Origin of the sequence: Paraburkholderia largidicola, from assembly GCF_013426895.1 — a bacterium.
GTDB lineage: Bacteria > Pseudomonadota > Gammaproteobacteria > Burkholderiales > Burkholderiaceae > Paraburkholderia > Paraburkholderia largidicola.
In genome coordinates, this window is the sequence record NZ_AP023175.1 from 517,042 (window position 1) to 540,700 (window position 23,659).

Sequence of the window (23,659 nt, forward strand, 5' to 3'; positions counted from 1 at the left end):
TCGCGCTGGCGGGCCCAACACGGCTGACACGGTGACGGCGATGCTCTTTCTTCTGTTCGAACTCGACCGCGACCGCTATGCCCTCGATGCCGCCGACATCGTCGAAGTGCAGACGCTGACCGCCACCAAGGCGATTCCCGGCGCGCCCGCGTGGGTTGCGGGCGTGATCGAGCGTCACGGCGAACCCGTGCCCGTGATCGATCTCGCGCAACTCGCGCTTGGCCGCCCGTCGCAGTACTGGCGCTCGACGCGGCTCGTGTTCGTCCATTACCGCGACGTGCGAGACATACGCGAACCCGGGGATGATGAAGCGCCCCCGCGCCTGCTCGGCCTGATCGTGGAACGCGCGACGCAGACGCGCCGGATCGAGCGCGAGCACTTCGCCGACAGCGGCATCGCGACGCCGCACGCGCGCTGGCTCGGCCCCGTCGCGAGCGACGAACTCGGCATGATCCAATGGATCGACGTACAGCAGATGCTCGACGACGACGTGAAGGCGCTGCTCTTCCCGCAACCCCAATCTCATACGCGATGAACGCCGCGAACGCTTTCGTGCCGCGCTTCGAAGCCTGGCTCCTGCGGGAGACGGGAATCGACGCGTCGTCGCTCGGCATCAACGCGCTGGAGCGCGCGGTGCTCGAACGCGTGCGCGTGACGCGCCTCGGCCTGTCGGCACACGACACGAGCGTCGCTATCGATCCCGCCGAGATCGAAGCGTACTGGCAGCAGCTGAGCGTGTCGCGCGACGAACGGCAGGCGCTGATCGAGGCGCTCGTCGTGCCCGAAACATGGTTCTATCGCGACCGCGAGGCGTATGTCGCACTCGCGCGGCTCGCGAACGAGCGGCTGGTGCGCGATCCGATGCACGTATTGCGCGTGCTGAGCCTGCCGTGCTCGACGGGCGAGGAACCGTACACGATCGCGATGACACTGCTCGACGACGGCATCGGCGAGAACCGTTTCACCGTCGATGCCTTCGATATCAGCGCGCGCGTGATCGAGCATGCGCGCGCGGGCCTCTACGGGCGCAATTCGTTTCGCGGCCATCCGCTCGCGTTTCGCGACCGGCATTTCACGGCCGTCAGCGACAGCTGGCAACTGAGCGAGCGCGTACGCGAGACGGTGCGCTTCTCGCACGCGAATCTGTTCGACTTGCAGGCGGGCGCGCAGGCGCCATACGACTTCATCTTCTGCCGCAACGTGCTGATCTATTTCGACCGGGAGGCGCAGGACCGCGCGATCCGCGTGCTCGACGCGAATCTCGCCAGCGGCGGCACGATCTTCGTCGGTCCCGCCGAGACGGGCCTGATGATGCGGCACGCGATGACATCCGCGCGCATTCCGCTCGCGTTTGCGTTCCGGCGCAGCACGCCCGAAGAAACACATGCGGCGCGCGCGGTCAAACCACTTGCTCTGAGCGCGGCGAACGTGACGGCGCAAGCCGCGCGTGCGACCGTGCTCACGTCGGCAACGCGCGTCGCCGCGAAACCGCCGCCGGCGAACCGCGGCCTCTCGGCGCAGCGAACGCAACCTGCTGTTCGAACGATGCCGCCCGCGCCGACGCCGCTACCCGCCACGGAACCCTCGCTCGCAGCCGCGCGCCGTCACGCCGATGCCGGCGAGTTCGACGAAGCCGAGCGCCTCGCGCATCAGCATGCGATCGTGCACGGCCCGAATGTCGACGCGTTCTATCTGCTCGGCCTGATCGCCGATGCGCGCGGGCGCGGCGCCGACGCTGCCGATTTCTATCGCAAGGCGCTTTATCTGGACCCCGTGCATTACGAAGCGCTCACGCATCTGGCCGCTTTGCTCGACATCGGCGGCGATCGGGTGGGTGCGCAGAACCTGATGCAACGCGCGCAACGCTCGGCGGCGCGCTCGACACAATCGACTCAAGCGCCAACGGACGATGCGCAACGTTCACGAGGATTCCATGCTGCACGACGCTCCTGATCATCCGGGCGCGGCCGTGCGCGTCGACGACTGCTGGAACCGCATTGGCACGCGCGGCGACAATACCTGCCCGCGCCTCGCCGACTATTTTCGCTGCCTGAACTGCCCTGTCTTCGCGCAAGGCGCGGCGCAGTTGCTCGACCGGCCGTTGAGCGCCACCGATCTCGCTTCGCGTGCGCAACTGGGCGCAGCGACAGCCGCAACGCGTGAAGCGTCCGCGCAGACTCAGTCCGCGCTCGCCTTTCGCATCGCGGGCGAGTGGCTCGCGCTGCCGACCCGTGTGCTGCGCCAGATCGACGATATCCGCCCGATCCATTCGCTGCCGCATCAGCGCTCGCGCGCCGTGCTCGGCGTCGTCAACGTGCGTGGCGCGCTGACCGTTGCCGTCTCGCTGGGAGAACTGCTGAACATGGACCGCGCCGCCGACGCGAAGCAGGCCGCGCGTAACGGCTATGCGCGGATGCTGGTCGCCGCGCACGACGGCGAATCCGCCGCGCCGCCCGTGGCCCTGCCCGTCGACGAGGTCGAAGGTGTGATCCGATATGCGGACGCCGAACTGCTGCCCGTTCCCGCGACGCTCGCGCACGCCACCGCGTCGCACGCAAGCGGCGTGCTCGCGTGGCGCGGCGGGTCCGTCGGCCTGATCGATCCGGCGCGGCTGTTCGAGTCGATTGCCCGGAGCCTGCGATGACCGACGACGATCTGTCGCTGCTCGAACTGTTCCGCGAGGAAGCGGCTGTGCAAACGCGCGTGCTGTCCGACGGTCTGCTCGCGCTCGAACATCGCCCCGCCGACGCCGCCGCGCTCGAAGCGTGCATGCGCGCCGCCCATTCGCTCAAGGGCGCGGCGCGCATCATCGGCTTGCAGGATGGCGTCGATATCGCGCATGTGATGGAAGAGTGCTTTGTCGGCGCCCAGCGCGCGGAACTTCAACTGACACCCGCGCATATCGACGTGCTGTTGCGCGGCGTCGATCTGCTGATACGCGTGGGCGATGCGAAGACGGACGCGCCCGTCACGCGCGCCGATATCGACGGGTTCGTGCGGCGGCTGGCGTCGCCCGCAAGCGCCGCGCGCGAGACGGCAGCCGGCGACGGAACGCACGCCGATCAGGACGTCGACGTGTATGCGCAACTCCAGGCGCAACTGCAGGCCGAGGCGCTCGCGCAACGGCAGGAAGCGCCCGCAACCGACCCCGCTGCACCGCCTGACGCGCCCGCGCAACCCGCTTCGCATGCGTCCGCTCGTCACCCCGACCGCATGCTGCGCGTGCGCGCTGCGAATCTCGACCGCGTGTTGAGCCTGTCGGGCGAAGTGCTCGTCGAATCGCGCTGGCTCAAGCCGTTCGCCACGTCGATGCTGCGCATCAAGCGGACACAGCGCGACACCTCGCGCGCGCTCGATGCGCTCTATGACACGCTGGCCGACCATCTCGACGACGCCGCGCTCTCGGCGCTGGCCGACGTGCGCACCGCGCTCAACGACATGCAGCACACGCTCGGCGCGCGCCTCGACGAACTCGACCACTACGACCGCAGCAGTTCCAACCTGGCGCAACTGCTGTACGACGAAGCGCTGCAATGCCGGATGCGCCCGTTCGGCGACGCGACGCACGCGTATCCGCGCGTCGTGCGCGATCTGGCGCGCTCGCTCGGCAAGCGCGTGAAGTTCGAGATCGTCGGTACGTCGACGCAGGTGGACCGCGACATTCTCGACATGCTCGACGCGCCGCTCGGCCATCTGCTGCGCAACGCGCTCGATCACGGCATCGAGACGCCCGACGCGCGGCTCGCGCGCGGCAAGCCCGCCGAAGCGCACGTGACGCTCGAAGCGCGCCACAGTGCGGGCAAGCTGCTGATCAGCGTCAGCGACGACGGCGCGGGCATCGATCTCGACAACGTGCGCGCGTCGGTGATCCGCCGCAAGCTCGCCGACGAAGACACGGCCGCGCGTCTGTCCGAACCGGAACTGCTCGACTTCCTGCTGCTGCCGGGCTTCTCGATGCGCGAGCAGGTCACCGATGTATCGGGCCGCGGCGTCGGCCTCGACGCCGTGCATGAAATGGTCAAGGCCGTGCGCGGCACCGTGCGCATCTTCAACGACCCGGGCCACGGTTCGCGCTTCGTGATGCAGTTGCCGTTGACGCTCTCCGTGGTGCGCAGCCTGCTCGTCGATGTGGGCGGCGAGGCGTATGCGTTCCCGCTCGCGCATGTGCGCCGCACACTCGAACTCGCGCGCGTCGATATCGACATGCTCGAAGGCCAGCAGCACTTCGCGTTCGACGGCAAGCCCGTCGGGCTCGTCACTGCGCATCAGTTGCTCGGCGCGCAGGCGGGCGTGACGCGCGAGTCGGTGTCCGTGGTAGTGATCGGCGACGAGCGGGTGACGTATGGGATCGCCGTCGACCGCTTTCTCGGCGAGCGGATGCTCGTCGTGCAGCCGCTCGATCCACGCCTCGGCAAGATCCGGGACATCGCGGCGGGCGCGCTGATGGAGAATGGCGACGCTGTATTGATTGTCGATGTCGACGACCTGCTGCGTTCCGTCGACAAGCTCGTGCGCGGCGGTCAGCTCGACCGGATCGGCCGCGCGCACGATGTCGCCGCGCGGCAGCGCAAGCATGTGCTGGTCGTCGAAGATTCGTTGACGGTGCGCGAACTCGAACGCAAGCTGCTGGAGAAACGCGGCTATGCGGTGACGGTCGCCGTGGACGGGATGGACGGCTGGAACGCACTGCGCGGCGGCACGTTCGACCTCGTCGTCACCGATATCGACATGCCGCGCATGGACGGCATCGAGCTCGTCACGCTGATCAAGCGCGACCCGCTGTTCAAGCCCGTGCCCGTGATGATCGTGTCGTACAAGGACCGCGACGAGGACCGCCGGCGCGGCCTCGAAGCCGGCGCGGACTACTACCTCGCGAAGGGCAGCTTCCATGACGAAGCCCTGCTCGATGCCGTGCGCGACCTGATCGGAGAGGCATCAGCATGAATATCGGCATCGCCAACGACCTGCCGCTCGCCGTCGAGGCGCTGCGCCGCGTGATCGCGCTGCGCTCCGAGCATCGCGTGTTGTGGGTCGCCGCCAATGGCGAAGAAGCCGTCGATTTCTGCGCCGCCCAGACGCCGGACGTCGTGCTGATGGATCTCATCATGCCGAAAATCGACGGCGTGGAAGCGACGCGCCGCATCATGGCGCGCACGCCCTGCCCGATCCTGATCGTGACCAGCAGCGTCGGCGCGAACACGTGGCGCGTCTACGAGGCGATGGGCGCGGGCGCGCTCGACGCCGTCGATACGCCGACGCTCGGCGGGCGCGGCATCGGCGAGTCCGCGCTGCTGATGCTGCAGAAGATCGACCAGATCGGCCAGTTGATGGACAAGCCCTGGGCGCCGCGGCAAACGGCCATCGCGCCGCTCACGCGCGATGCGCAGCGGCTGGTGGCGATCGGCGCGTCGGCAGGCGGGCCGGCCGCGCTCGCGACCGTGCTGGGCAGCCTGCCCGCGGACTTCGCCGCGCCCATCGTGATCGTGCAGCATGTCGACCAGGTGTTCGCCGACGGCATGGCGCAATGGCTCGACGGGCAAACGCCCGTTGTGGTGCGCACCGCGCGCGAAGGCGAGTTGCCGGCGGCGGGCGTCGCGCTGCTCGCGGCGACCAACGATCACATGCTGCTGACACAGAACGGCGCGCTGCACTACACTCGCGAACCAGCCGACATGCCCTACCGTCCGTCCGTCGACGTGTTCTTTCATAGTGTCGTCGAGCATTGGCCCGGCGAGGCACTCGGCGTACTGTTGACGGGCATGGGCCGCGACGGCGCGATCGGCCTGAAGGCGATGCGCGCGAAGGGCTACGACACGATTGCGCAGGACGAAGCGACGAGCGCCGTCTACGGCATGCCGAAGGCGGCCGCGACGCTTGGCGCGGCGCGCCGGATTCTGCCGCTGGGCAGCATCGCCGGCCAGCTGACGGCGTTCGCGCGAAGATGAGTGTGCGCAACGCAGCAGGGGTAAAGACAGAAGCAACGGGGCATTCGATGCAAGAGCGGCACGCAATGAAACACCGAGACAACGCATGACCAGCATTTCCGACAGGGGTACGCACATGGACTTCGATCAAATCGGGGCACGGGACCAGGGGGGTTCCACATCGACGTCGGCCGACCGCGCGAATGCCGCGCTCGAAGCTGCGCGCGCCGCGCTGGAAACGGCGGCGCTGTCCGACGTGCCGATCATGGTGTTGCTGGTCGACGACCAGGCGATCGTCGCGGAAGCGGTGCGGCGCGCGCTCGCGAACGAGGAAGGCATCGACCTGCACTACTGCGCGAGCGCCGACGAAGCCATCCACGCGGCCACCCACACGCGCCCCACGGTGATCCTGCAGGACCTCGTGATGCCCGGCATCGACGGCCTCACGCTGGTCAAGGCGTATCGCACCAACACGAAGCTGCGCGACGTGCCGATCATCGTGCTGTCGACCAAGGAAGAGCCGACCATCAAGAGCGCGGCCTTCGCGGCGGGCGCGAACGACTATCTCGTCAAGCTGCCCGACCGGATGGAACTGGTCGCGCGCATCCGCTATCACTCGCGCTCGTACGTGAACCTGCTGCAACGCGACGAGGCGTACCGCGCGCTGCGCGAATCGCAGCAGCAACTGCTGGAAGCGAATCTCGAACTACGCAAGCTGACGCAATCGGACGGGCTGACAGGGCTGTCGAACCGCCGTTATCTGGATGAATATCTGAGCGCCGAATGGCGGCGCGGCATGCGCGCGCAAACGGAAGTGTCGATGTTGATGATCGACGTCGACAACTTCAAGCCGTACAACGACACCTACGGCCACGTCGCGGGCGACGAAGTACTCAAGCAGATCGCGTCGACGGTGGAAGGCTGCCTCGGCCGGCCCGGCGATCTTGCCGCGCGTTTCGGCGGCGAGGAGTTTGCGGTCGTGCTGCCGGGCACGTCGGCGGGCGGCACGCGCCTGCTCGCCGAGAAGATCCGGCTCGAAATCGAAGCGCTGCGCATTCCGCACGCGGGCTCGTCGTCGGGGCAGTACGTGACGATCAGCGTCGGTTGCGCCACGCAGGTGCCCGCGCCCGACGCGCCGATGACGACGCTGATCGAAGCCGCCGACCTCGCGCTGTATCGCGCGAAACGCGATGGAAAAAATCGCGTGGCGGCGACGGAAGGCGGTGTGAACGAAACGCGCTCGACGGCGCAATGACTGCGTACCGTCTGGCGCTCGCTTGACGCGGCCTCGCTAACCCGGCTTGCCGTCCGCGCGCGGCCGCATCAACGGCAGCGCGTAGGCGCCCGCGTAGATCGCGAACGCGGCGATCCAGCACGCGCCCGCGCTCCAGATCCACATCTGATAGTGAACCGGCGCAACGAGCGGCCCGACGATCCGCAATGTCGAGCCCAGCGTGACGAGCGCATAGCTCGCGATATCGCGCGTGTCGGCGACGAGCGGCCTGCCCGTATGACCGCGCGCCGTGCGCGTGATCATCGCGATGATCGCCCCGCCGATCACGCCCGCCGTGAATGCGTGCGTCGCGACGGAATGCGTCACGAACCCGAGCGCGCTCAAGCCGAGCAGCGCGAAGCCAACGGGCATCCATGCATAGGCGATGTGAAGGATCAGCAGGATGGCCGGTCCGCGCACCTTGTACGACCGCCAGCCAATGAGCCGCGTGCAATGGATCGCGCATGCGGTGAACGCGAGTGTCGAGACGATGGCGGCCGGCAACGCGGCTGCGTCGGCGAACAGCGCGCATAGCGTCAGCGGCGCGGCGCTCCACTCCACCAGTTTCCAGCGGCGCGTGACGAAACCAGGAATTGCATTCGACGTGAACATCGGAATCACGCGTGCGCCGATCACCGAGACCAGCAGCACCACGATGTCCGCTGCAGCGTAGAGACAGCGCAGCGCGAGATCGGGATGCCCCAATTGCGTCAACACATGGAAAGCGGCGTTGAGCGCGGCGAACGTCAGCAGCACGGGCACCAGAAAATAGTTACGCCGGTTGCCCGCTTTCATCAGCACGCGCAGCAGCGTGAACGCAACGGCAGGCAGAAACGCGCTGTCGATCAGCGCAGCGGGCACGGCGGGCCCGCTCCACACCAGCACGCGCGCGGCGAGCCACAGCAATGTGAGCGCGGCGAGCGCGCGGTGGCTGGTCGTCTGCATGCCCGTCCATGCGCGTACCGCGGTCAGCAGGAAGCCCGCGACGATCGATGCCGCGAAGCCGAAGACCATCTCGTGTGCGTGCCAGCCGATGGGGTCCAGTTTCAGCAGATAGCCGCCCATGATGGGTACGCCTGCGAGCATGAGCAGCCACACGGTCAGTGCGAGTGCGGCGAAACCTGCGCCTACCAGGTAGAAGGGGCGGAAGCCTAGATTGAGGAGGGCAAAACGCTGTGCGGGACGGTAGCGTTCGGGTGGTGGGACGAAGGCGACGGTTTTCATCTGGTGACTCATGGGCGGGATTGTCTCAGGTGACGATGCAGGCTTTGTGCCAATGCTGAGGGGCCTTTGCAGGCCGTGTGCTTTTTCCGGGATGAGTCATTTTCACTGGGGTCGTTTTGACCTGTTGGCGGGTCGGTTCAACTCGGGCGTGATGCGGTTTTGTGTTTTTTTTGTTTTTACTGGCATCCGCGTTATGCCTACGTGCTTCAAGCGTTGCCCCTGTGCGGGGCGGCACCTACTTTTCTTTGCCGCCGCAAAGAAAAGTAGGCAAAAGAAAGCGGCTCACACCGCCAGCTCGTGTGTCTGCCTGAGGGACCCCAACCGGTCTTATGCTTCACACGGCAACGTCTCTGCTGGCGCTCGTTGCCAACGCTTCGAACCGATGCCTCACCCGCTTCAGACACCCGCACAAGAGCCAGCGGCAGCGAATGGTATGTGCCGCCCAGGTGGCAAACTGTGTGTAGGTTGTCGCGTTGTATAGCGTGGCGCTCTTACAGGGTGGAACGCGTGCGCTATCTGTCCGAAGTGAGGCGTGTGAGGTACTACGGCCTGCACACAGTTTGCCACCTGGGCGGCCGTGGACTATCTGGCATGGCACGCTGTGATGCGGGTGCGTGAAGTGGGTGAGGCGTACTGAGAGGACGTTGGCAACGGGCGCGGACTGGCGCGTTACCGTTTGAAGCGTAAGACCGGTTGGGGGCCCTCAGGCAAATACTAGAACTCGCGGTGTTAGCCGCTTTCTTTTGCCTACTTTTCTTTGCGGCGGCAAAGAAAAGTAGGTGCCGCCCCGCACAGGGGCAACGCATGCGAACCAATAACATCACGCGGATGCCACCGCAAACCAAACCGGCAACTCCAGACCTCCACCAGGTCGCTCACGCCGACTCGCGCCCCACCAAGCTAAACCCAACATCAACAAACGCACGTTCCTGCACACCATCCAGCCGATCGAGCAACGCGCGCGCCGCGCTCACGCCGATCCGCGTACCGTCGACACGCACCGTCGTCAGTTGCGGCGTCGTTTCCGTCGCGAACTCGAGGTCGCCAAACCCGCAGATCGCAAGACGCCCAGGCACATCAAGCCCCATACCCTTCGCCGCGCCGAGCGCACCAATAGCCAGCAGATCCGAGCCGCAAAACACGGCATCGACATCAGGCGCGTCCTGCATAAGCTGAGGCAACGCTGCCTTCCCTGTGGCAACAGAACTAGGCGGCGCGACGATCACTTCCGCGACATCGATCATGCCTGCCTGAAAAAGCCGCTCCCGAAACCCCGCCCGGCGCGCAAGCGCCCGCACATCACTCGCTGAGATCAATGCGGGCCGCTTCACACCACGCGACAAAAACCGCTCCGCCACCGCAACACCAATCTGGTAATGCGAGAAGCCGACCAGCATATCGATCGGCGTTTCCGTCATGTCCCACGTCTCGACCACGGGAATGCCGACATTGCGCAACCGCTCGCGCAGCGAATCCGTATGCGCCACGCCCGTCAGCAGCACGCCTTCGGGACGGCGGCTCAACACCGTATCGAGCAGGCTCTCTTCGTTCGTATCGCTGTAGCCGCTCAGTGCGAGCAGCACTTCATAGCCCGCGCGCGACATGGTTTCGCTGAACACCTGGATGGTCTCGGAGAACAACGAGTGCGCGACAGTCGGCACGATGGCCGCAATCAGCCGCGAACGCGCCGACGACAACCCGCCCGCAAGACGGTTCGGCACATAGCCGAGTTTCTGCACGACCTGGCGCACGCGTTCGAGTGTTTCGGGCGCAACGGACTCCGGGTTGTTGAACACGCGCGATACCGTGATCGGCGACACGCCCGCCTGCGCGGCAACATCCGTGATGCGCAAGCCCTTCGGGCCGCCGCGCGTGCGACGCGCGGGCGCGGCCTTGAGATCGATCGATGCGTCGGTTGGCTTGGCGGTCGGCATGAGTGAATGAACGGATGACGTTGCGCGGCTATTGTAGCCAATGCGTTATTCGGTGACGGGCGCGCCGCCGACACTCTGCGCGGGCCGCCCGCTGCGCCGCAGAACGAACATCGTCACGAACGCGAAGATCAGCATGCACGCGGCGGGAATCAGCATCGGCGCCTGCGTGCTGCCCGTGGTCTGCTTGACGAACGGCACGAGGTTCTGCGCGATAAAACCCCCGATATTGCCCAGCGAGTTGATCGCCGCGATGCCCGCCGCAGCACGCGCGCCGAACAGGAACTTCGGCGGCAGCGTCCAGAAGCACGGAATCAGCAGATACATGCACGGCGCGCCGAAGCACAACGCGACGAAGCGCAGCGTGTTAGTCGGCAAAAACACCGACGACAGGAAGAACACCATGCCGAGCAGCGCCGACGCGAGCATCGCGATGATCGCGCGATTGCCCGCGCGCAGTTTCGACGGCAGCCACGCGAGTACGATCGTCGCCATCAGCCACGGAATGATGTTGAGAAAGCCGTTCGTCGTGTTGCTGACGCCGAAGCCTTTCACCAGCGTCGGCAGCCAGTAGCTCACGCCGTAGACGGAGATCGACAGCATCATGTAGTAGAGCGCCATGCCGATCACGCGCGGCTCGGTCAGCACGCTCAGGAGCGTGCCGTGACCCGCGGCGCTCTTGCGCGCCTGCGCACTTTCGCTGTCCAGTGTGCGCGCGAGCCAGTTCTTCTCTTCGTCGTTGAGGAACTTCGCTTCGCGCGGCGACGCGGGCAGGCAGAACAGCACGACGAGCGTCAACAGCACGGAAGGAATGCCCGTCACGATGAACACGAGTTGCCAGCCTTGCAGTCCGAGTAATCCTCCCTTGTCGAGCAGCCAGCCGCAGATCGGCGCGCCGACCATGTTGCCGAGACTGCTGCCCACCGTGAAGTAACCGAGCATCCGCACGCGATGCCGTTGCGGAAACCACAGCGTCAAATAGTAGATCACGCCGGGATAAAGCCCCGCTTCCGATGCGCCCAGCAAAAACCGCAGCACATAGAACATCGTCGCGTTCTGCGTGAACGCGAGCAGGATCGTCACGACGCCCCATGTGAACATGATGCGCGCCATCCACTTCGGCGCGCCGTACTTGTGCAGCAGCACGTTGCTCGGCACCTCGAAGATCAGGTAGCCGATGAAGAACAGCGACGCGCCTAGCCCATACGCCACTTCCGACAACCCGAGACTGCCGAGCATCTGCAGCTTCGCGAAACTGATGTTCGAACGGTCGATATACGCGACCAGATACAGCAGGCCGAGCAACGGCATGAGCCGCAAGCCGAGGCGATTGATGAGGCGCGATTCGTCGATCGCGGAAGTGACGGTGTTCACGGTGTCTCCCGGGCCCGGCTGCGTGCGCGCGGGCCTCGTTGTGCAGGTTGTCGTGGTGACGTCGGGCGCGTTACTTGTTCTGCGCTTCGCGCCACGCCTTGTAGGCGGCCAGCGTTTCCTCGTTCGGCGGATAGGTGCCGCGCAGCGGGCGTCCTTCGGCGATGCGCTGCTGGATGAACACTTCCAGCTGCTCCTGTTCGGTCGCATCGCGCGCGACTTCTTCGGCCATTTCGCGCGGCACGATCACCACGCCGTCCACATCAGCGACAACGATATCGCCCGGATACACGGGTACACCGCCGCAGGCGATCGGCACGTTCATGTCGACGGCGTGATGCTTCGCGAGATTGAGCGGCGCGCTCGCGCCCGCGCACCAGATCGGCAGTCCGAGTTCGGAGATCGTGCCGCTGTCGCGCACCGCCCCGTCCGACACCATGCCCGCGACACCACGTTTGGCGAGGCGCAACGTGAGGATCGAACCCGTCGAAGCCACCGTGCGGTCGCCGCGGCAGTCCTGCACCAGAACGCTGCCGGGCGGCGCTGTTTCCACCGCTTTGCGCTGCGGATGGTCGGGGTCCTGGAACACGCCGACGTGATCGATGTCTTCGCGCGCGGGGATATTGCGCAGCGTGAACGCGGGGCCGACCAGGTTCGGTGCGCCCGGCGCGGGCTTCACGAGCGGCGCGACGCCTTGCAGGAACACGTTGCGCAGGCCGCGCTTGAAGAGTTGCGTGGTGAGCGTCGCGGTGCTGACGTGACGGAGTAGTTCGAGCGCGTCGGCGCTCACGGTCGTTTCGGATGCAGTCATTTTCGTGTCGGCTGTGACGGTGTTCGTGTTAATGGATTTCCGGCTCGTTGTTGTTCGCTTCCTGTGCTTCGAGCGAAGGCGTCGTCAGTTTCTCTTCGAGGAAGTCGAAGTCGCAACCCTTGTTTGCCTGGGTCACGTGCAATTGATGCATCACGCCGAAGCCGCGTTCGAACGGACGCTTCGGCGGCTTCCATCCTTCCTTGCGCGCCGCGAGTTCCTGATCGCTGACGTCGAGGTGCAAGCGGCGCGCCGCCACGTCGAGTTCGATGATGTCACCGTCCTTCACGAGCGCAAGCGGCCCGCCGACGAACGACTCGGGCGCCACGTGCAGCACGCACGCGCCGTAGCTGGTGCCGCTCATGCGCGCATCGGAGATGCGCAACATGTCGCGCACGCCCTGCTTCAGCAACTTCTGCGGAATCGGCAGTTGGCCCCATTCCGGCATGCCCGGCGCGCCGACGGGTCCGGCGTGTTGCAGCACGATCACCGAATCCGCCGTCACGTCGAGGTCGTCGCTGTCGATGCGCGCGGCCATGTCGCTGTAGTCCTTGAACACGACGGCCGGCCCGCGGTGCTTCTGCAGATGCGATTCCATCGCGGCGGGCTTGATCACCGCGCCATCGGGCGCGAGATTGCCCGTCAGTACCGCGAGGCCGTCGCGTTCGACCACGGGATTGTCGCGCTTGCGGATCACGTCGTCGTTGAAGATCTCCGCGCCCGCGATGTTCTCGCCGAGCGTCTGGCCGTTCACCGTCATCTGCGTGCCGTCGATCAGCTCGCCGAGTTCGGCCAGCAGCGCGCGCAGGCCGCCCGCGTAATAGAAGTCCTCCATCAGATACTGGCCGGCCGGGCGGATATTGCCGAGCACGGGCGTCACGCGCGCCAGTTCGTCGAAGCGCGCCGTCGTCAGATCGATGCCCGCGCGGCGCGCAACGGCCACGAGGTGCACGATCGCATTGGTCGAACCGGACATCGCGAGCACGGTGGTGACGGCGTTATCGAAGGATTTCGCGGTGAGCAGATCCGACGGCTTCTGGTCGGTCCACACCATCTCGACGATGCGTTGACCCGTCAGCGATGCAAACTGCGCGTGACGCGAATCGGCGGCGGGAATCGACGAGAAGCCCGGCAAGGTGAGGCCGAGCGCTTCCGTCGCGCTCGTCATCGTGGAGGCCGTGCCCATCGTCATGCAGTGGCCCGGCGAGCGAGCTATGCCGCTTTCGATGCCCTTCCACTCGTCTTCCGTGATCTTGCCCGCGCGCAGCTCCGCCCAGTACTTCCACGTATCCGAGCCGCTGCCCAGCGTGCGGCCGTTCCAGTTGCCGCGCAGCATCGGGCCCGCGGGCAGATAGATGGCCGGCAGGTCCATGCTGATCGCGCCCATCAGCAAACCGGGCGTGGTCTTGTCGCAGCCGCCCATCAGCACGCAGCCGTCGAACGGATACGACTTCAGCAGTTCTTCCGTCTCCATCGCGAGGAAGTTGCGATAGAGCATCGTGGTCGGCTTCTGGAACGGCTCGGCGAGCGTCATTACGGGCATTTCGACGGGAAAGCCGCCCGCCTGCCAGATGCCGCGCTTCACTTCCTCGACGCGCTGCTTGAAGTGCGTGTGGCACGAATTGATCTCGCTCCACGTATTGACGACGGCAATCACCGGCTTGCCCATGTAGTCCGACGAGTGATAGCCCATCTGCGCGGTGCGCGAGCGATGCCCGAACGAACGGAGGTCGTTGACGCCATACCAGCGGTGGCTGCGCAACTCTTCGGGCTTCTTGCGATTCGAGGACAAATCAGTCTCCTTGGTAACGCTATCATTTCTGGCCGCAAAAGCGCGCGGCGGGACATGACGGATTGTCTTTCCCGACGGCGAAATGGCGATGAGATGTGCGGATGGTAGCGTTATCATCGCGCTTCGTCCGCCAGGGATAGTACGGAGAGGCGACGGAGAATCAGACTGAAAAGGCGCCGCGCAGGGAACGCCCTGCCCGCGTCAGACGTCTTTCGAGTCGAACACGAGCAGTTCGACGCCCGCCTGCGCGAAGTTCTGCAGATCGGCGGTCGTGGCGGCGGCTTCCGGCGTGCCCATCGCCTGCTGCAGCGACTCGAAGCTATCGAAGCTGAGGATGGCCGCCAGCGCATAAGGCGATTCGCCCTTCGCGCTCGCCACCGGGCCGACGCTCACTTCGTAGCGGCGCAGGCCGGGGATCGACTTCGCAAGCGGCACGTGTTTGTCGAAGTAATGGGCGTCGAATGCGTTGCGGTCGGCGGGGGTCTTGTAGAGCGCGATGAGCTTTGCCATGTGAGGCCTCCTGAAACGGACGTTCAGTGCAGTGTTGCTTGATGCCACATGCTGCCAGTTCAACGGTCCGTGGATTTTACGCTCGACATTTGCAATCTCTGTGTCGAAGGGACGCGTTTCAAACGCGGCGCGCTGGTCGCCGCGTCCTCGTTGCGCTCATCACGCCGACGGACGTCGGCGCAACGCCCACCAGCCTGCCAGCACGGTAAAGCTCACGACGAGCAGTACCATCACCCAGAAGCCGTGCTTGTTCTCCGCGAGGGGTACGCCGCCCACGTTCATCCCGAACAGACCCGCGATGATGTTGATCGGCAGCGCGAGCACCGTCACGATGGTCAGCGTGAACAGCGTGCGGTTGGTCTGCTCGTTCAGGCGCGCGGCGATCTCTTCCTGCAGCAGCTTGATGCGCTCCGCGAGGCCCGACAGATCGCCGAGCACCAGCGAGAACTCTTCCGTCGAATCGCGCAGGCTTTGTACATCGGCGGGCGACAACCACGCGGGCGGCCGCACCAGCAGGCGAAAGATCGAGCCGGGCTCTGGCGCGAGCAGCCTTTGCAGACGCACGAGCACGCGGCGCATCGCGCCGAGGTCGCGCCGGCTTTGCCAGGCGCGCTGCGACAAAAAATGATCTTCGATGCGGTCCACTTCGATGCTGGTCCGCCGCACGATTTCCACCAGCAGATCGGCCTGGTCGCGCAGCAGATGAATCAGCAGTTCGGCCGCCGTATCGAAGCTCTCGCCGTTGCGCACCGACGCGCGCAGCCGGTCGACGGAGCGCAGCTGCTTCAGACGCGCCGTCACCATGATCCGCTTGTGCGTGTAGACCCACAGCGTCGCGATTTCGGAAGGCGTCTGCTCGAAGTCGTACATGACGTCGTTGACCACGGCGAGCAGCGCGCCGTGCTGATGTTCGATACGCGTCGAATGCGAGCCTTCGCGCAAGGCTTCGAAGAAGGTGTCGGGCAGATCGAGATGCGTGCGTATCCAGCGCTCGCTCGACACATGCGCGAGATTGAAATGCAGCCAGAGGAATTCGCCCGGATGCGCGCCCGACCCTTTCGCCTCGTGTTGACATTCGGCGAGCCATTCGGCCGCTGTGTCGGTATCGACGGCGAGGCCGGGCTTGTCGGGTGAAAAACGGAATCCGCAAACGAGGCCGGAGCGGTCTGCCCCATAGGTGGCGGGCGCCAGGTTCAAAGTCATGTGCGTTTCGAGGTGGGTTCCGCGAAAGCGCCATTCTGACATGAGCAAACGGCAGAAACGTTACGTGACAGCCGTTTGACGTTTATTTGTCGATGCTTTGACAGCTTTCTGACAGGTTCCCGCAACGCCCTGCCTGCAAGCGTCGCGGTGACCCTGTCCTTGAAGCGATGCCTCAGGCGCTGAAGCCGCCATCGATCATCAGGTTCGCGCCCGTTACGAAGGCCGCTTCCGGGCTCGCGACATACGCGACCATGCCGGCAATTTCGTCGGCCTTCCCGTGACGCGGGATCGCCATCAGGCCATGCAGCGACGCCGCGAACTCGCCTTCCTCCGGGTTCATGTCGGTATTGACGGGACCGGGTTGCACGTTGTTGACGGTGATGCCCTTCGGGCCGAGATCGCGTGAGAGACCTTGCACGAAACCTTGCAGCGCCGACTTGCTCATCGCGTAGACCGCGCCGCCCGCGAACGGCATGCGATCGGCGTTCGTGCTGCCGATGTTGATGATCCGGCCGCCCTGGCCCATATGCGACAGCACGGCCTTCGATGCCACGAACACGGCGCGCACGTTGACCTGCACGGTGGCGTCGAAGTCTTCGAGCGAGAAGGCGTCGAGCGTTCCAAGCCGCAGCACGCCGGCGTTGTTCACGAGAATGTCGATCTTGCCGAGTTGACGCGCCGTCTCGTTGATCGCGTTGGTCAGCGCCGCCGCGTCGGCGACGTCTGCCTTGACGGCGACGGCGCGGCCGCCCGCCTTCTCGACGCTCGCGACCAGTTCGTTCGCGCCCGCAGCCGAGCTGTGATACGTGAAAGCGACCGTCGCGCCTTCGCTTGCCAGCCGGCGCACAACCGCTGCTCCGATGCCGCGCGCGCCGCCCGTGACGAAAGCTACCTTGCCTTGCAGATTCGAGTTCATGTTGTGCTCCAGTGGGTTTGTTGATGCAGTGACGTCAGTATGCCGAGCGGATTACATTGCCGCTAGCGTCGAATCAAGAGTAACAGTTTCAACCATTGGTATAAGATCGAGCGAACCGCCAACGGCACGACGGACACCTCCATGGAAGCGCTGAATCTCATCGAATCGTTCATCCAGTCTGCCGAAACGGGCAGCTTCTCGGCGGCGGCGCGGCGCCTCGGCCTCACGCCCGCCGCCGTCAGCAAGAACGTCGCGCGGCTCGAATCGCATCTGGGCGTGCGGCTGTTTCACCGCAGCACCCGCAAGCTCACCATGACGCCCGGCGGCGAACAGCTCTGGGCCGACGCGGGCGTCCCGTTCGCCAGCTTGCAGGACGCGTTTGCGCGCGCCGCGCAGCATGGCGGCAAGCCGTCGGGCGTGCTGAAGGTCAGCATGGCCGTCGCGTTCGGGCGCGAGTATCTGCTGCCCTTGCTGGGCGAGTTTCTCGAACGCTATCCCGACGTCGTGCCCGACTGGCATTTCGATAACCGCGCCGTCGACCTGATTGCGGGTGGCTTCGACGCGGCGATCGGCGGCGGGATCGAGCTGACGCAAGGCGTCGTCGCGCGCGATCTGGCGCGGCCCTACGTGATCGTCGCGGCGTCGCCGGCTTACATGGCGGGCCGGCCGCTGCCCGCGCACCCGTCCGATCTCGCGGAACTCGACGGCATCGCGCGCCGCTCCAGCAGCACGGGCCGCCTGCGTGCGTGGACGATGCGCAATCAGGTCGGCGAAGAAGCGCTCGCCGAGTGCAAGACGAGGATGATCTTCGACGATCCCGAAGCGATGGCGCACGCGGCGCGGGCCGGTCTCGGCGTCGCGTTCCTGCCGACGCCGCACGCCGCGCGGTGGCTCGAAAACGGCGAGCTGATGCGGATCTTGCCCGGCTGGTATGCGGAAGTCAGCCCGATCACGATTTACTACCCGAACCGCAAGCTGCTGCCCGCCAAAACGCGCGTGTTCATCGACTTCGTCGTCGAAGCATTCCGCGAGCGGCGGCTCGCCGCGCGCTTCGACGCGCGCTGAAACCAACGCTGAAATCCGCACTCCGCATAATCCATGACAGGGTTTCCCTGTACGCAAGCCCACGCCGCAACTGTCGATATATCAGATGGAGACATGCGTGCCGCATTCCACCGCGGCGCGTCCACATAACGATATATCGCCCACGTTGCGAGGCGTCCGAATGCTGAAGCTGAGTTTTACCCAGAAGCTGTGGTTGCCGCTCGTCATCAGTCTGATCGCGTTGCTGCTGGTGTCGGTATCGGCGGCGTATCTGTCGCGTGAGACGCGCATCGAGGAACGCAAGAACGATCTCGTGAACGTCGCCCATGTCGGGCTGTCGCTGGTCGAGGAATATGCGAAGCTCGCGCAAAGCGGCAAGCTGAGCGAAGCGGACGCGCGCAAGGAAGCGCTCGCCCGGTTGCGCGATATCCGATACGGCGAGGACGGGTACTTTCTCGTAATCGATTCGACGCCGCGCATGATCATGCATCCGATCAAGCCGGCGACGAACGGCAAGGATCTCGCCGGCACCGCCGACGCGGACGGCCGCCATCACTATGTTGCTTTCGCAAAGGTCGCGCAGTCGCCCGATGGCGGCTTCGTCGATTACGTGTTTCCGCATTCGCGCCCGGCGTCTGCATCGGGCTCCGCATCGGCACCCGCCGAAGCCGTCGGCAAGATCGGCTACGTGGTGCGCTACGCGCCGTGGGACTGGATCATCGCGACGGGCGCGTATGTCGACGATATCGACGCTGCGTTCATGCGCTCGCTGTATCTGATCGGCGGCGTGTTCATCGGTATTGCGTTGCTGCTGGCCACGTTGGTCGCGCTGACCAATCGCAGCATCCAGCGCACGATCGGCGGCGACCCCGGCTACGCGGCGGACGTCGCGAACGCGATCGCCGTCGGCGATCTCACGGTGTCGATCGACACGCGCACCGACGACAATCGCAGCCTGCTGCGTGAAATGCGCCGCATGCGCGACACGCTGACGGACACGATCCGCGCCATCAAGCACGCCGCCGATCACGTCGCGACGGGCGCGGGAGAAATCGCGAGCGGCAACGCGGACCTGTCGTCGCGCACCGAGAATCAGGCCGCTTCGTTGCAGGAGACGGCGGCGAGCATGGAGCAGATGACGTCGATGGTGCGGCAGACGGCCGAGAACGCGCGCACTGCCAGCGAACTCGCCGAAAGCGCCGCGCAGATCGCGAATCAGGGCAGCGTGATGGTCGGCGAGGCGGTCACGACCATGCGCGATATTTCGACGGAATCGCAGAAGATGGTCGAGGTGATTGCGGTGATCGAAAGCATCGCCTTCCAGACCAATATCCTCGCGCTGAATGCCGCCGTCGAAGCGGCGCGCGCGGGCGAACAGGGACGCGGTTTCGCCGTCGTCGCGGGCGAAGTGCGCACGCTCGCGCATCGCAGCGCGGGCGCCGCGAAGGAAGTGCGGCAACTGATCAGCCGCGCCGTCGACAAGGTCGGCAACGGCGCGGGCCTCGTCGAACGCACGGGCACGACGATCCAGCAGGCGCGCGATGCGATTGCGAGCGTCACGGGCGTGATGCAGGAAATTGCCGCAGCCGCCGCTGAACAGAGCGCGGGTATCGATCAGGTGAATCTCGCCGTCACGCAGATGGACAGTCTCACGCAGGAAAACGCCGCACTCGTCGAACAGGCTGCCGCCGCCGCGCATTCGTTGACCGAGCAGGCTGGGCGGCTGAAGACCTCTGTCGACGCCTTCCAGGTTTCCGACGCCGTGGCCTGATGTTTTAACGCGTGGATCTGGTTGGACCACTTTGGAGCCGCTGACTGCGGCTCAGCTAGCTCTGCCGGTCGCGGATACTGCGTACGAAGTCGATATGCGTGTGCATCGCCGTGCGCGCTTCTTCCGGGCGCCGCGAACAGATTGCATCGCTCACCGCGCGATGCTGGATCAGCAGTTGTCCCGACTCCGCTGGTCCCTGCAAACGCACGTCCGTGCCGCTGATCGTGATGTGTTCGCGCAGCATGCCGAGCACGCTCGTATGCAGATGCAGGAACATCGTGTTGTGCGACGCGAGCGCGATGGCGTCGTGCAACTGTGCGTCGGCGGTGGCTTCGCTATCGTGGTCGTCGCAGGCGTGCGAGCGCTCCAGTTCGCGCATCAATGAACGAATGCGCTTGATGTCCGCCTGCGTTGCGCGCATCGCCGCGAAGTAGGCCGTTGCGCCTTCCAGCACGCGGCGAAATTCGAGAATGTCGTCGCGTAACACCGGGTGATCCGCGACCAGTTGTCCCCACGGCGACGCAATGCCCGCGCGCAACTGGTCCGTCGCGAACACGCCCGCGCCGCGCCGGCTTTGCAACAGCCCGCGCGCCGCAAGCCGCTGAATGGCCTCGCGCACCGTGTTGCGCGACACGTCGTATTGCTCGGCTAATGCGCGCTCGGCGGGCAGCCGCGAACCCGGCGGCCACGTGCCGTCCAGCAGCGACGTTTCCATCTGGCGCATCACGCCCTCTACCCTGCCCCGCTCTCTCGTACCCGTCGCCATACGCGTCCTCTGCTGCGTCGATCGTGCTTCAGTGGTCCAACCAATTTGTATTGTCGCGCACATTTGGGAATCATGCGTCAACGATTCGAGCGATCCGCACGAGCCGCCTCGACGCGGGCGGCGCATCAAGCGGACGAACAAGCAGACGCATTCAGGAGCGAGATATGAAGGAAAGGCACTATCCGGCGGCCTCACGCGATGTCTATCTGTTCGCGACTTGCCTCGTCGATCTGTTCGTCCCCGAAGCCGGGCTCGATGCGGTCAGGCTGCTCGAACGCGAAGGACTGGTCGTGCACTTTCCTCAGGAGCAAAGCTGCTGCGGCCAGCCCGCGTACAGCAGCGGCAATCCCGAACAGGCGCGTGACGTCGCGCGCGCCCAACTCGATCTCTTCTCGCAGCCCTGGCCTGTCATCGTGCCGTCGGGTTCGTGCGCGGGCATGATGCGCCACCACTGGCCGAAGCTGTTCGCCGACGATCCCGCGATGGCGCAAAAAGCGCAAGCGCTCAGCGAACGCGTGTACGAACTGAGCGAATACCTGCTGCGCGTGCTGCACATCGAATTTCCCACCACCACCGACGCGCCGTCCGAACGCGTCGTGCTTCATACGTCATGCGGCGCGCGGCGCGAAATGGGCACGCGCGTACATGGCGTCGAACTCGTCGACGCGCTGCCGGGCGTCACGCGCATCGAACACGAGCGCGAATCGGAATGCTGCGGTTTTGGCGGCACGTTTTCGCTGAAGCATCCCGACATTTCCGGCGCGATGGTGCGCGACAAGGTCGCATCCGCTTGCGCGACAGGCTGCGAGCGGATCGTTTCCGCCGACTGCGGTTGTCTGTTGAACATCGGCCATGCGGCCCGTCATCAAGGCGCGCCTGTCGAAGTCGAACATATCGCGAGTTTTCTGTGGCGGCGCACGCAACCCGCCGACGCGAAAAACAAGGGGAGCAAAGCATGAACGCGCGCGAACGCATGCTCGGACGGTTGCGCGCCGCTGCGCCCGCTCAGGTTTCAGGCGACGAGTTGAAACACCTCGACGAACAGATCGATCTGCATTACGACAGCCGCCGCGTGGCGCTGCCGACGCAAGCTCTGGTCGAATCGATGCACGCGGCGCTCGCCGCCTCGCATGCCGAAGTATTTCGCGCGACGGAGCACACGTGGCCCGCGTTGATCGCGCAACGCCTGCTCGCGACGAACGTGAAGCGCCTGCTGCTCGATACATCGTGTGCGGAAGGCGCGGCGTTGGCGGAGGTGTTGCCCTCTTCCGTGGCAACCCGCAACTACGATCAGCCGATCGAAAACTGGAAAGCCGAACTGTTCGACACCATCGACGCCGGCTTCACGGTCGCGCGCTCAGGGATCGCCTCGACGGGCACGCTGATCGTCGCGCCCGATGCCAGTTCGCCGCGCACGATGTCGCTCGTGCCGCCGCTGCATATCGCGCTCGTCTACGCGCATTCGCTGCATGCGGACCTGCACGCCGCGATGCGCGCCGAGCATTGGCAGGCGGGTATGCCGACCAATCTCGTGATGATCTCCGGCCCGTCGAAGACTTCCGATATCCAGCAGACGCTCGCCTACGGCGCGCACGGCCCGCGCGAACTGTGGGTCGTGATCGTCGAACCTCAAACCGATGCAGCCGCCGCCACGGAGGGAGACGCAGCATGAACGCCACTCCGATGCACTTCGTGCCGTCGCAGGACTTCAAGGCGCGCGCCCGCGCCGCGCTCGACGATCCCAAACTGCGCAGCAGCTTCCGCGGCGCAATGGATTTTCTGCAAACGAAGCGCCGCACGCAGTTTCCCGACGACGACGAACTGCAGCATCTGCGCGATCTCGGCGAAGCGGTACGCCGTCATGCGCTGACGCGCCTGCCCGATCTGCTCGTGCAGCTCGAAGCCAACCTCACGGCGCGCGGCGTCCACGTGCATTGGGCTGAAACAGCCGCCGAGGCGAACGAGATCATCCACGGCATCGTGCAATCGCACGACGCGAAGCGCGTGATCAAGGGCAAGTCGATGGCGAGCGAGGAAATCGAGCTCAACCATTACCTCGAAGCGCGCGGCATCGACTGTATCGAATCGGATATGGGCGAATACATCGTGCAACTGGCGCACGAAAAGCCGTCGCATATCGTGATGCCTGCGATCCACAAGACAAAGGCGGATATCGCCGAGCTGTTCGAGCAGCACATTCCCGACACGCGCTATACGGAAGACGTCGACGAATTGATCCAGACGGGACGCCGCGCGTTGCGCCGCGCCTTCGTCGATGCCGACATCGGTTTGTCGGGCGTCAACTTCGCGGCCGCCGACACGGGCACGCTCTGGCTCGTCGAAAACGAAGGCAACGGACGCCTGTCGACCACCGTGCCCGACGTGCATATCGCGATCATGGGCATGGAGAAAGTGGTCGAGAAGCTGTCGCATATCGTGCCGCTGTCCAGCCTCTTGACGCGCTCCGCCACGGGCCAGGCGATCACCACGTACTTCAACCTGATCACCGGCCCGCGCCGCGAAGGCGAGCGCGACGGTCCGCGTGAAATGCATGTGGTACTGCTCGACAATGGCCGCACGCAGGCCTATGCGGACGAGCAACTGCGCGCGACGCTGCAATGCATCCGCTGCGGCGCGTGCATGAACCATTGCCCCGTGTACACGCGCATCGGCGGACACGCGTACGGCACGACGTATCCGGGCCCGATCGGCAAGATCATTTCGCCGCATCTGCTCGGCCTCGAAGAAACTGCCGACCTGCCGACGGCATCGAGCCTGTGCGGCGCATGCGGCGAAGTGTGCCCGGTGCGCATTCCGATTCCCGACCTGCTGGTGCGCCTGCGCACGGAAGCGAATCGCGATCCGGACGAAGTGGTCGCGCATCCGCTGCGTGGACAAGGCGCGAAGTTCAGCCGCGAGGAACAGTTCGTGTGGCGCTTCTGGAGCGGCGCGTTTGCGCATCCGCGCGCGTACAAGGTGCTGCGCTGGGCGGCGACGAGACTGCGCGCATTCTCGCCGACGAACCAGATGGGCTGGACTCGCCACCGCGAGCCGCTGAAGCCCGCTGCGCGCAGTCTGCATGACCTGATGCGCGAGCGCGGCCAGCCCGAGTAACGCGCTTTCAAT

General features: G+C 65.4%; 20 protein-coding genes. 11 read left to right on the forward strand and 9 right to left on the reverse strand.

From position 1 onward, the window contains the following. The first annotated feature begins 40 nt into the window (after window positions 1–40). From PPGU16_RS19055 to PPGU16_RS19080, 6 genes are all read left to right on the forward strand, one after another. A complete protein-coding gene (locus tag PPGU16_RS19055) occupies window positions 41–535 on the forward strand; it encodes a chemotaxis protein CheW (RefSeq protein WP_180724319.1) in 495 nt (164 codons plus the stop codon). Beyond that, on the forward strand, window positions 532–1,953 hold the full coding sequence (locus PPGU16_RS19060) for a CheR family methyltransferase (protein ID WP_180724321.1): 1,422 nt from the start codon (window positions 532–534) through the stop codon (window positions 1,951–1,953). Before PPGU16_RS19055 ends, PPGU16_RS19060 begins: the two co-directional genes overlap by 4 nt. Continuing rightward, window positions 1,934–2,644: a chemotaxis protein CheW gene (locus tag PPGU16_RS19065; RefSeq protein ID WP_180724323.1), complete on the forward strand. Its 711-nt coding sequence runs from the start codon at window positions 1,934–1,936 to the stop codon at window positions 2,642–2,644. Before PPGU16_RS19060 ends, PPGU16_RS19065 begins: the two co-directional genes overlap by 20 nt. After that, window positions 2,641–4,944, forward strand: coding sequence for a hybrid sensor histidine kinase/response regulator (locus PPGU16_RS19070; protein WP_180724325.1), 2,304 nt, complete (start codon window positions 2,641–2,643; stop codon window positions 4,942–4,944). Before PPGU16_RS19065 ends, PPGU16_RS19070 begins: the two co-directional genes overlap by 4 nt. Then, window positions 4,941–5,945 carry a chemotaxis response regulator protein-glutamate methylesterase gene (locus PPGU16_RS19075; protein ID WP_180724327.1) on the forward strand — a complete coding sequence of 335 codons (1,005 nt, stop codon included), beginning with the start codon at window positions 4,941–4,943 and terminating at the stop codon, window positions 5,943–5,945. The genes PPGU16_RS19070 and PPGU16_RS19075 overlap by 4 nt, the downstream gene beginning before the upstream one ends. Window positions 5,946–6,060: 115 nt before the next feature. After that, complete coding sequence (locus tag PPGU16_RS19080) at window positions 6,061–7,179, forward strand: GGDEF domain-containing response regulator (RefSeq protein ID WP_180724329.1); 1,119 nt, start codon at window positions 6,061–6,063, stop codon at window positions 7,177–7,179. A gap of 36 nt (window positions 7,180–7,215) precedes the next feature. On the opposite strand, the gene PPGU16_RS19085 is transcribed toward PPGU16_RS19080, so the two are convergent. The 8 genes from PPGU16_RS19085 to PPGU16_RS19120 form a co-directional block, all read right to left on the reverse strand. Further along, on the reverse strand, window positions 7,216–8,421 hold the full coding sequence (locus PPGU16_RS19085; RefSeq protein ID WP_180724331.1) for an NnrS family protein: 1,206 nt from the start codon (window positions 8,419–8,421) through the stop codon (window positions 7,216–7,218). An 875-nt stretch (window positions 8,422–9,296) separates the two neighbouring features. Then, window positions 9,297–10,355, reverse strand: coding sequence for a LacI family DNA-binding transcriptional regulator (locus PPGU16_RS19090; RefSeq protein ID WP_180724334.1), 1,059 nt, complete (start codon window positions 10,353–10,355; stop codon window positions 9,297–9,299). Window positions 10,356–10,400: 45 nt separating this feature from the next. Beyond that, window positions 10,401–11,726 carry an MFS transporter gene (locus PPGU16_RS19095; protein ID WP_180724335.1) on the reverse strand — a complete coding sequence of 442 codons (1,326 nt, stop codon included), beginning with the start codon at window positions 11,724–11,726 and terminating at the stop codon, window positions 10,401–10,403. 70 nt (window positions 11,727–11,796) lie between these two features. After that, complete coding sequence (locus tag PPGU16_RS19100) at window positions 11,797–12,534, reverse strand: ribonuclease activity regulator RraA (RefSeq protein ID WP_180724336.1); 738 nt, start codon at window positions 12,532–12,534, stop codon at window positions 11,797–11,799. 28 nt (window positions 12,535–12,562) lie between these two features. Then, on the reverse strand, window positions 12,563–14,323 hold the full coding sequence (araD, locus tag PPGU16_RS19105; RefSeq protein WP_180724338.1) for an L-arabinonate dehydratase: 1,761 nt from the start codon (window positions 14,321–14,323) through the stop codon (window positions 12,563–12,565). 201 nt (window positions 14,324–14,524) lie between these two features. Continuing rightward, complete coding sequence (locus PPGU16_RS19110; protein ID WP_079501429.1) at window positions 14,525–14,833, reverse strand: EthD family reductase; 309 nt, start codon at window positions 14,831–14,833, stop codon at window positions 14,525–14,527. Window positions 14,834–14,992: 159 nt separating this feature from the next. Next, on the reverse strand, window positions 14,993–16,036 hold the full coding sequence (locus PPGU16_RS19115; RefSeq protein WP_180724340.1) for a transporter: 1,044 nt from the start codon (window positions 16,034–16,036) through the stop codon (window positions 14,993–14,995). 172 nt (window positions 16,037–16,208) lie between these two features. Beyond that, on the reverse strand, window positions 16,209–16,952 hold the full coding sequence (locus tag PPGU16_RS19120; RefSeq protein WP_180724342.1) for an SDR family oxidoreductase: 744 nt from the start codon (window positions 16,950–16,952) through the stop codon (window positions 16,209–16,211). A 141-nt stretch (window positions 16,953–17,093) separates the two neighbouring features. Between PPGU16_RS19120 and PPGU16_RS19125 the strand changes: the two genes are divergently transcribed. Next, the gene (locus tag PPGU16_RS19125) at window positions 17,094–18,017 is read left to right on the forward strand and encodes a LysR family transcriptional regulator (RefSeq protein WP_180724344.1); all 924 of its coding nucleotides are present in this window, start codon (window positions 17,094–17,096) and stop codon (window positions 18,015–18,017) included. Between the two features lie 160 nt (window positions 18,018–18,177). Then, window positions 18,178–19,767, forward strand: coding sequence for a methyl-accepting chemotaxis protein (locus PPGU16_RS19130; RefSeq protein ID WP_180724346.1), 1,590 nt, complete (start codon window positions 18,178–18,180; stop codon window positions 19,765–19,767). Window positions 19,768–19,822: 55 nt separating this feature from the next. On the opposite strand, the gene PPGU16_RS19135 is transcribed toward PPGU16_RS19130, so the two are convergent. Beyond that, window positions 19,823–20,533 (reverse strand): FadR/GntR family transcriptional regulator, encoded by a 711-nt coding sequence (locus tag PPGU16_RS19135; protein WP_180724348.1) that lies wholly within the window; start codon window positions 20,531–20,533, stop codon window positions 19,823–19,825. Window positions 20,534–20,697: 164 nt separating this feature from the next. Here PPGU16_RS19135 and PPGU16_RS19140 point away from each other — a divergent pair, with 164 nt between their 5' ends. From PPGU16_RS19140 to PPGU16_RS19150, 3 genes are read left to right on the forward strand one after another with little or no spacing between them, the layout of a single operon-like run. After that, complete coding sequence (locus PPGU16_RS19140) at window positions 20,698–21,492, forward strand: (Fe-S)-binding protein (RefSeq protein ID WP_180724349.1); 795 nt, start codon at window positions 20,698–20,700, stop codon at window positions 21,490–21,492. Continuing rightward, complete coding sequence (locus tag PPGU16_RS19145; protein ID WP_180724351.1) at window positions 21,489–22,205, forward strand: LutC/YkgG family protein; 717 nt, start codon at window positions 21,489–21,491, stop codon at window positions 22,203–22,205. The genes PPGU16_RS19140 and PPGU16_RS19145 overlap by 4 nt, the downstream gene beginning before the upstream one ends. Next, on the forward strand, window positions 22,202–23,647 hold the full coding sequence (locus PPGU16_RS19150) for a LutB/LldF family L-lactate oxidation iron-sulfur protein (RefSeq protein WP_180724353.1): 1,446 nt from the start codon (window positions 22,202–22,204) through the stop codon (window positions 23,645–23,647). The genes PPGU16_RS19145 and PPGU16_RS19150 overlap by 4 nt, the downstream gene beginning before the upstream one ends. Window positions 23,648–23,659 lie beyond the last annotated feature (12 nt).

What these genes read in the sequence shown, in the direction of transcription:
- PPGU16_RS19055 (WP_180724319.1), top strand. Translation starts at nt 41, where the DNA reads ATGCTCTTTCTTCTGTTCGAACTCGACCGCGACCGCTATGCCCTCGAT.
- PPGU16_RS19060 (WP_180724321.1), top strand. Translation starts at nt 532, where the DNA reads ATGAACGCCGCGAACGCTTTCGTGCCGCGCTTCGAAGCCTGGCTCCTG.
- PPGU16_RS19065 (WP_180724323.1), top strand. Translation starts at nt 1,934, where the DNA reads ATGCTGCACGACGCTCCTGATCATCCGGGCGCGGCCGTGCGCGTCGAC.
- PPGU16_RS19070 (WP_180724325.1), top strand. Translation starts at nt 2,641, where the DNA reads ATGACCGACGACGATCTGTCGCTGCTCGAACTGTTCCGCGAGGAAGCG.
- PPGU16_RS19075 (WP_180724327.1), top strand. Translation starts at nt 4,941, where the DNA reads ATGAATATCGGCATCGCCAACGACCTGCCGCTCGCCGTCGAGGCGCTG.
- PPGU16_RS19080 (WP_180724329.1), top strand. Translation starts at nt 6,061, where the DNA reads ATGGACTTCGATCAAATCGGGGCACGGGACCAGGGGGGTTCCACATCG.
- PPGU16_RS19085 (WP_180724331.1), bottom strand. Translation starts at nt 8,421, where the DNA reads ATGAAAACCGTCGCCTTCGTCCCACCACCCGAACGCTACCGTCCCGCA.
- PPGU16_RS19090 (WP_180724334.1), bottom strand. Translation starts at nt 10,355, where the DNA reads ATGCCGACCGCCAAGCCAACCGACGCATCGATCGATCTCAAGGCCGCG.
- PPGU16_RS19100 (WP_180724336.1), bottom strand. Translation starts at nt 12,534, where the DNA reads ATGACTGCATCCGAAACGACCGTGAGCGCCGACGCGCTCGAACTACTC.
- PPGU16_RS19110 (WP_079501429.1), bottom strand. Translation starts at nt 14,833, where the DNA reads ATGGCAAAGCTCATCGCGCTCTACAAGACCCCCGCCGACCGCAACGCA.
- PPGU16_RS19115 (WP_180724340.1), bottom strand. Translation starts at nt 16,036, where the DNA reads ATGACTTTGAACCTGGCGCCCGCCACCTATGGGGCAGACCGCTCCGGC.
- PPGU16_RS19120 (WP_180724342.1), bottom strand. Translation starts at nt 16,952, where the DNA reads ATGAACTCGAATCTGCAAGGCAAGGTAGCTTTCGTCACGGGCGGCGCG.
- PPGU16_RS19125 (WP_180724344.1), top strand. Translation starts at nt 17,094, where the DNA reads ATGGAAGCGCTGAATCTCATCGAATCGTTCATCCAGTCTGCCGAAACG.
- PPGU16_RS19130 (WP_180724346.1), top strand. Translation starts at nt 18,178, where the DNA reads ATGCTGAAGCTGAGTTTTACCCAGAAGCTGTGGTTGCCGCTCGTCATC.
- PPGU16_RS19135 (WP_180724348.1), bottom strand. Translation starts at nt 20,533, where the DNA reads ATGGCGACGGGTACGAGAGAGCGGGGCAGGGTAGAGGGCGTGATGCGC.
- PPGU16_RS19140 (WP_180724349.1), top strand. Translation starts at nt 20,698, where the DNA reads ATGAAGGAAAGGCACTATCCGGCGGCCTCACGCGATGTCTATCTGTTC.
- PPGU16_RS19145 (WP_180724351.1), top strand. Translation starts at nt 21,489, where the DNA reads ATGAACGCGCGCGAACGCATGCTCGGACGGTTGCGCGCCGCTGCGCCC.
- PPGU16_RS19150 (WP_180724353.1), top strand. Translation starts at nt 22,202, where the DNA reads ATGAACGCCACTCCGATGCACTTCGTGCCGTCGCAGGACTTCAAGGCG.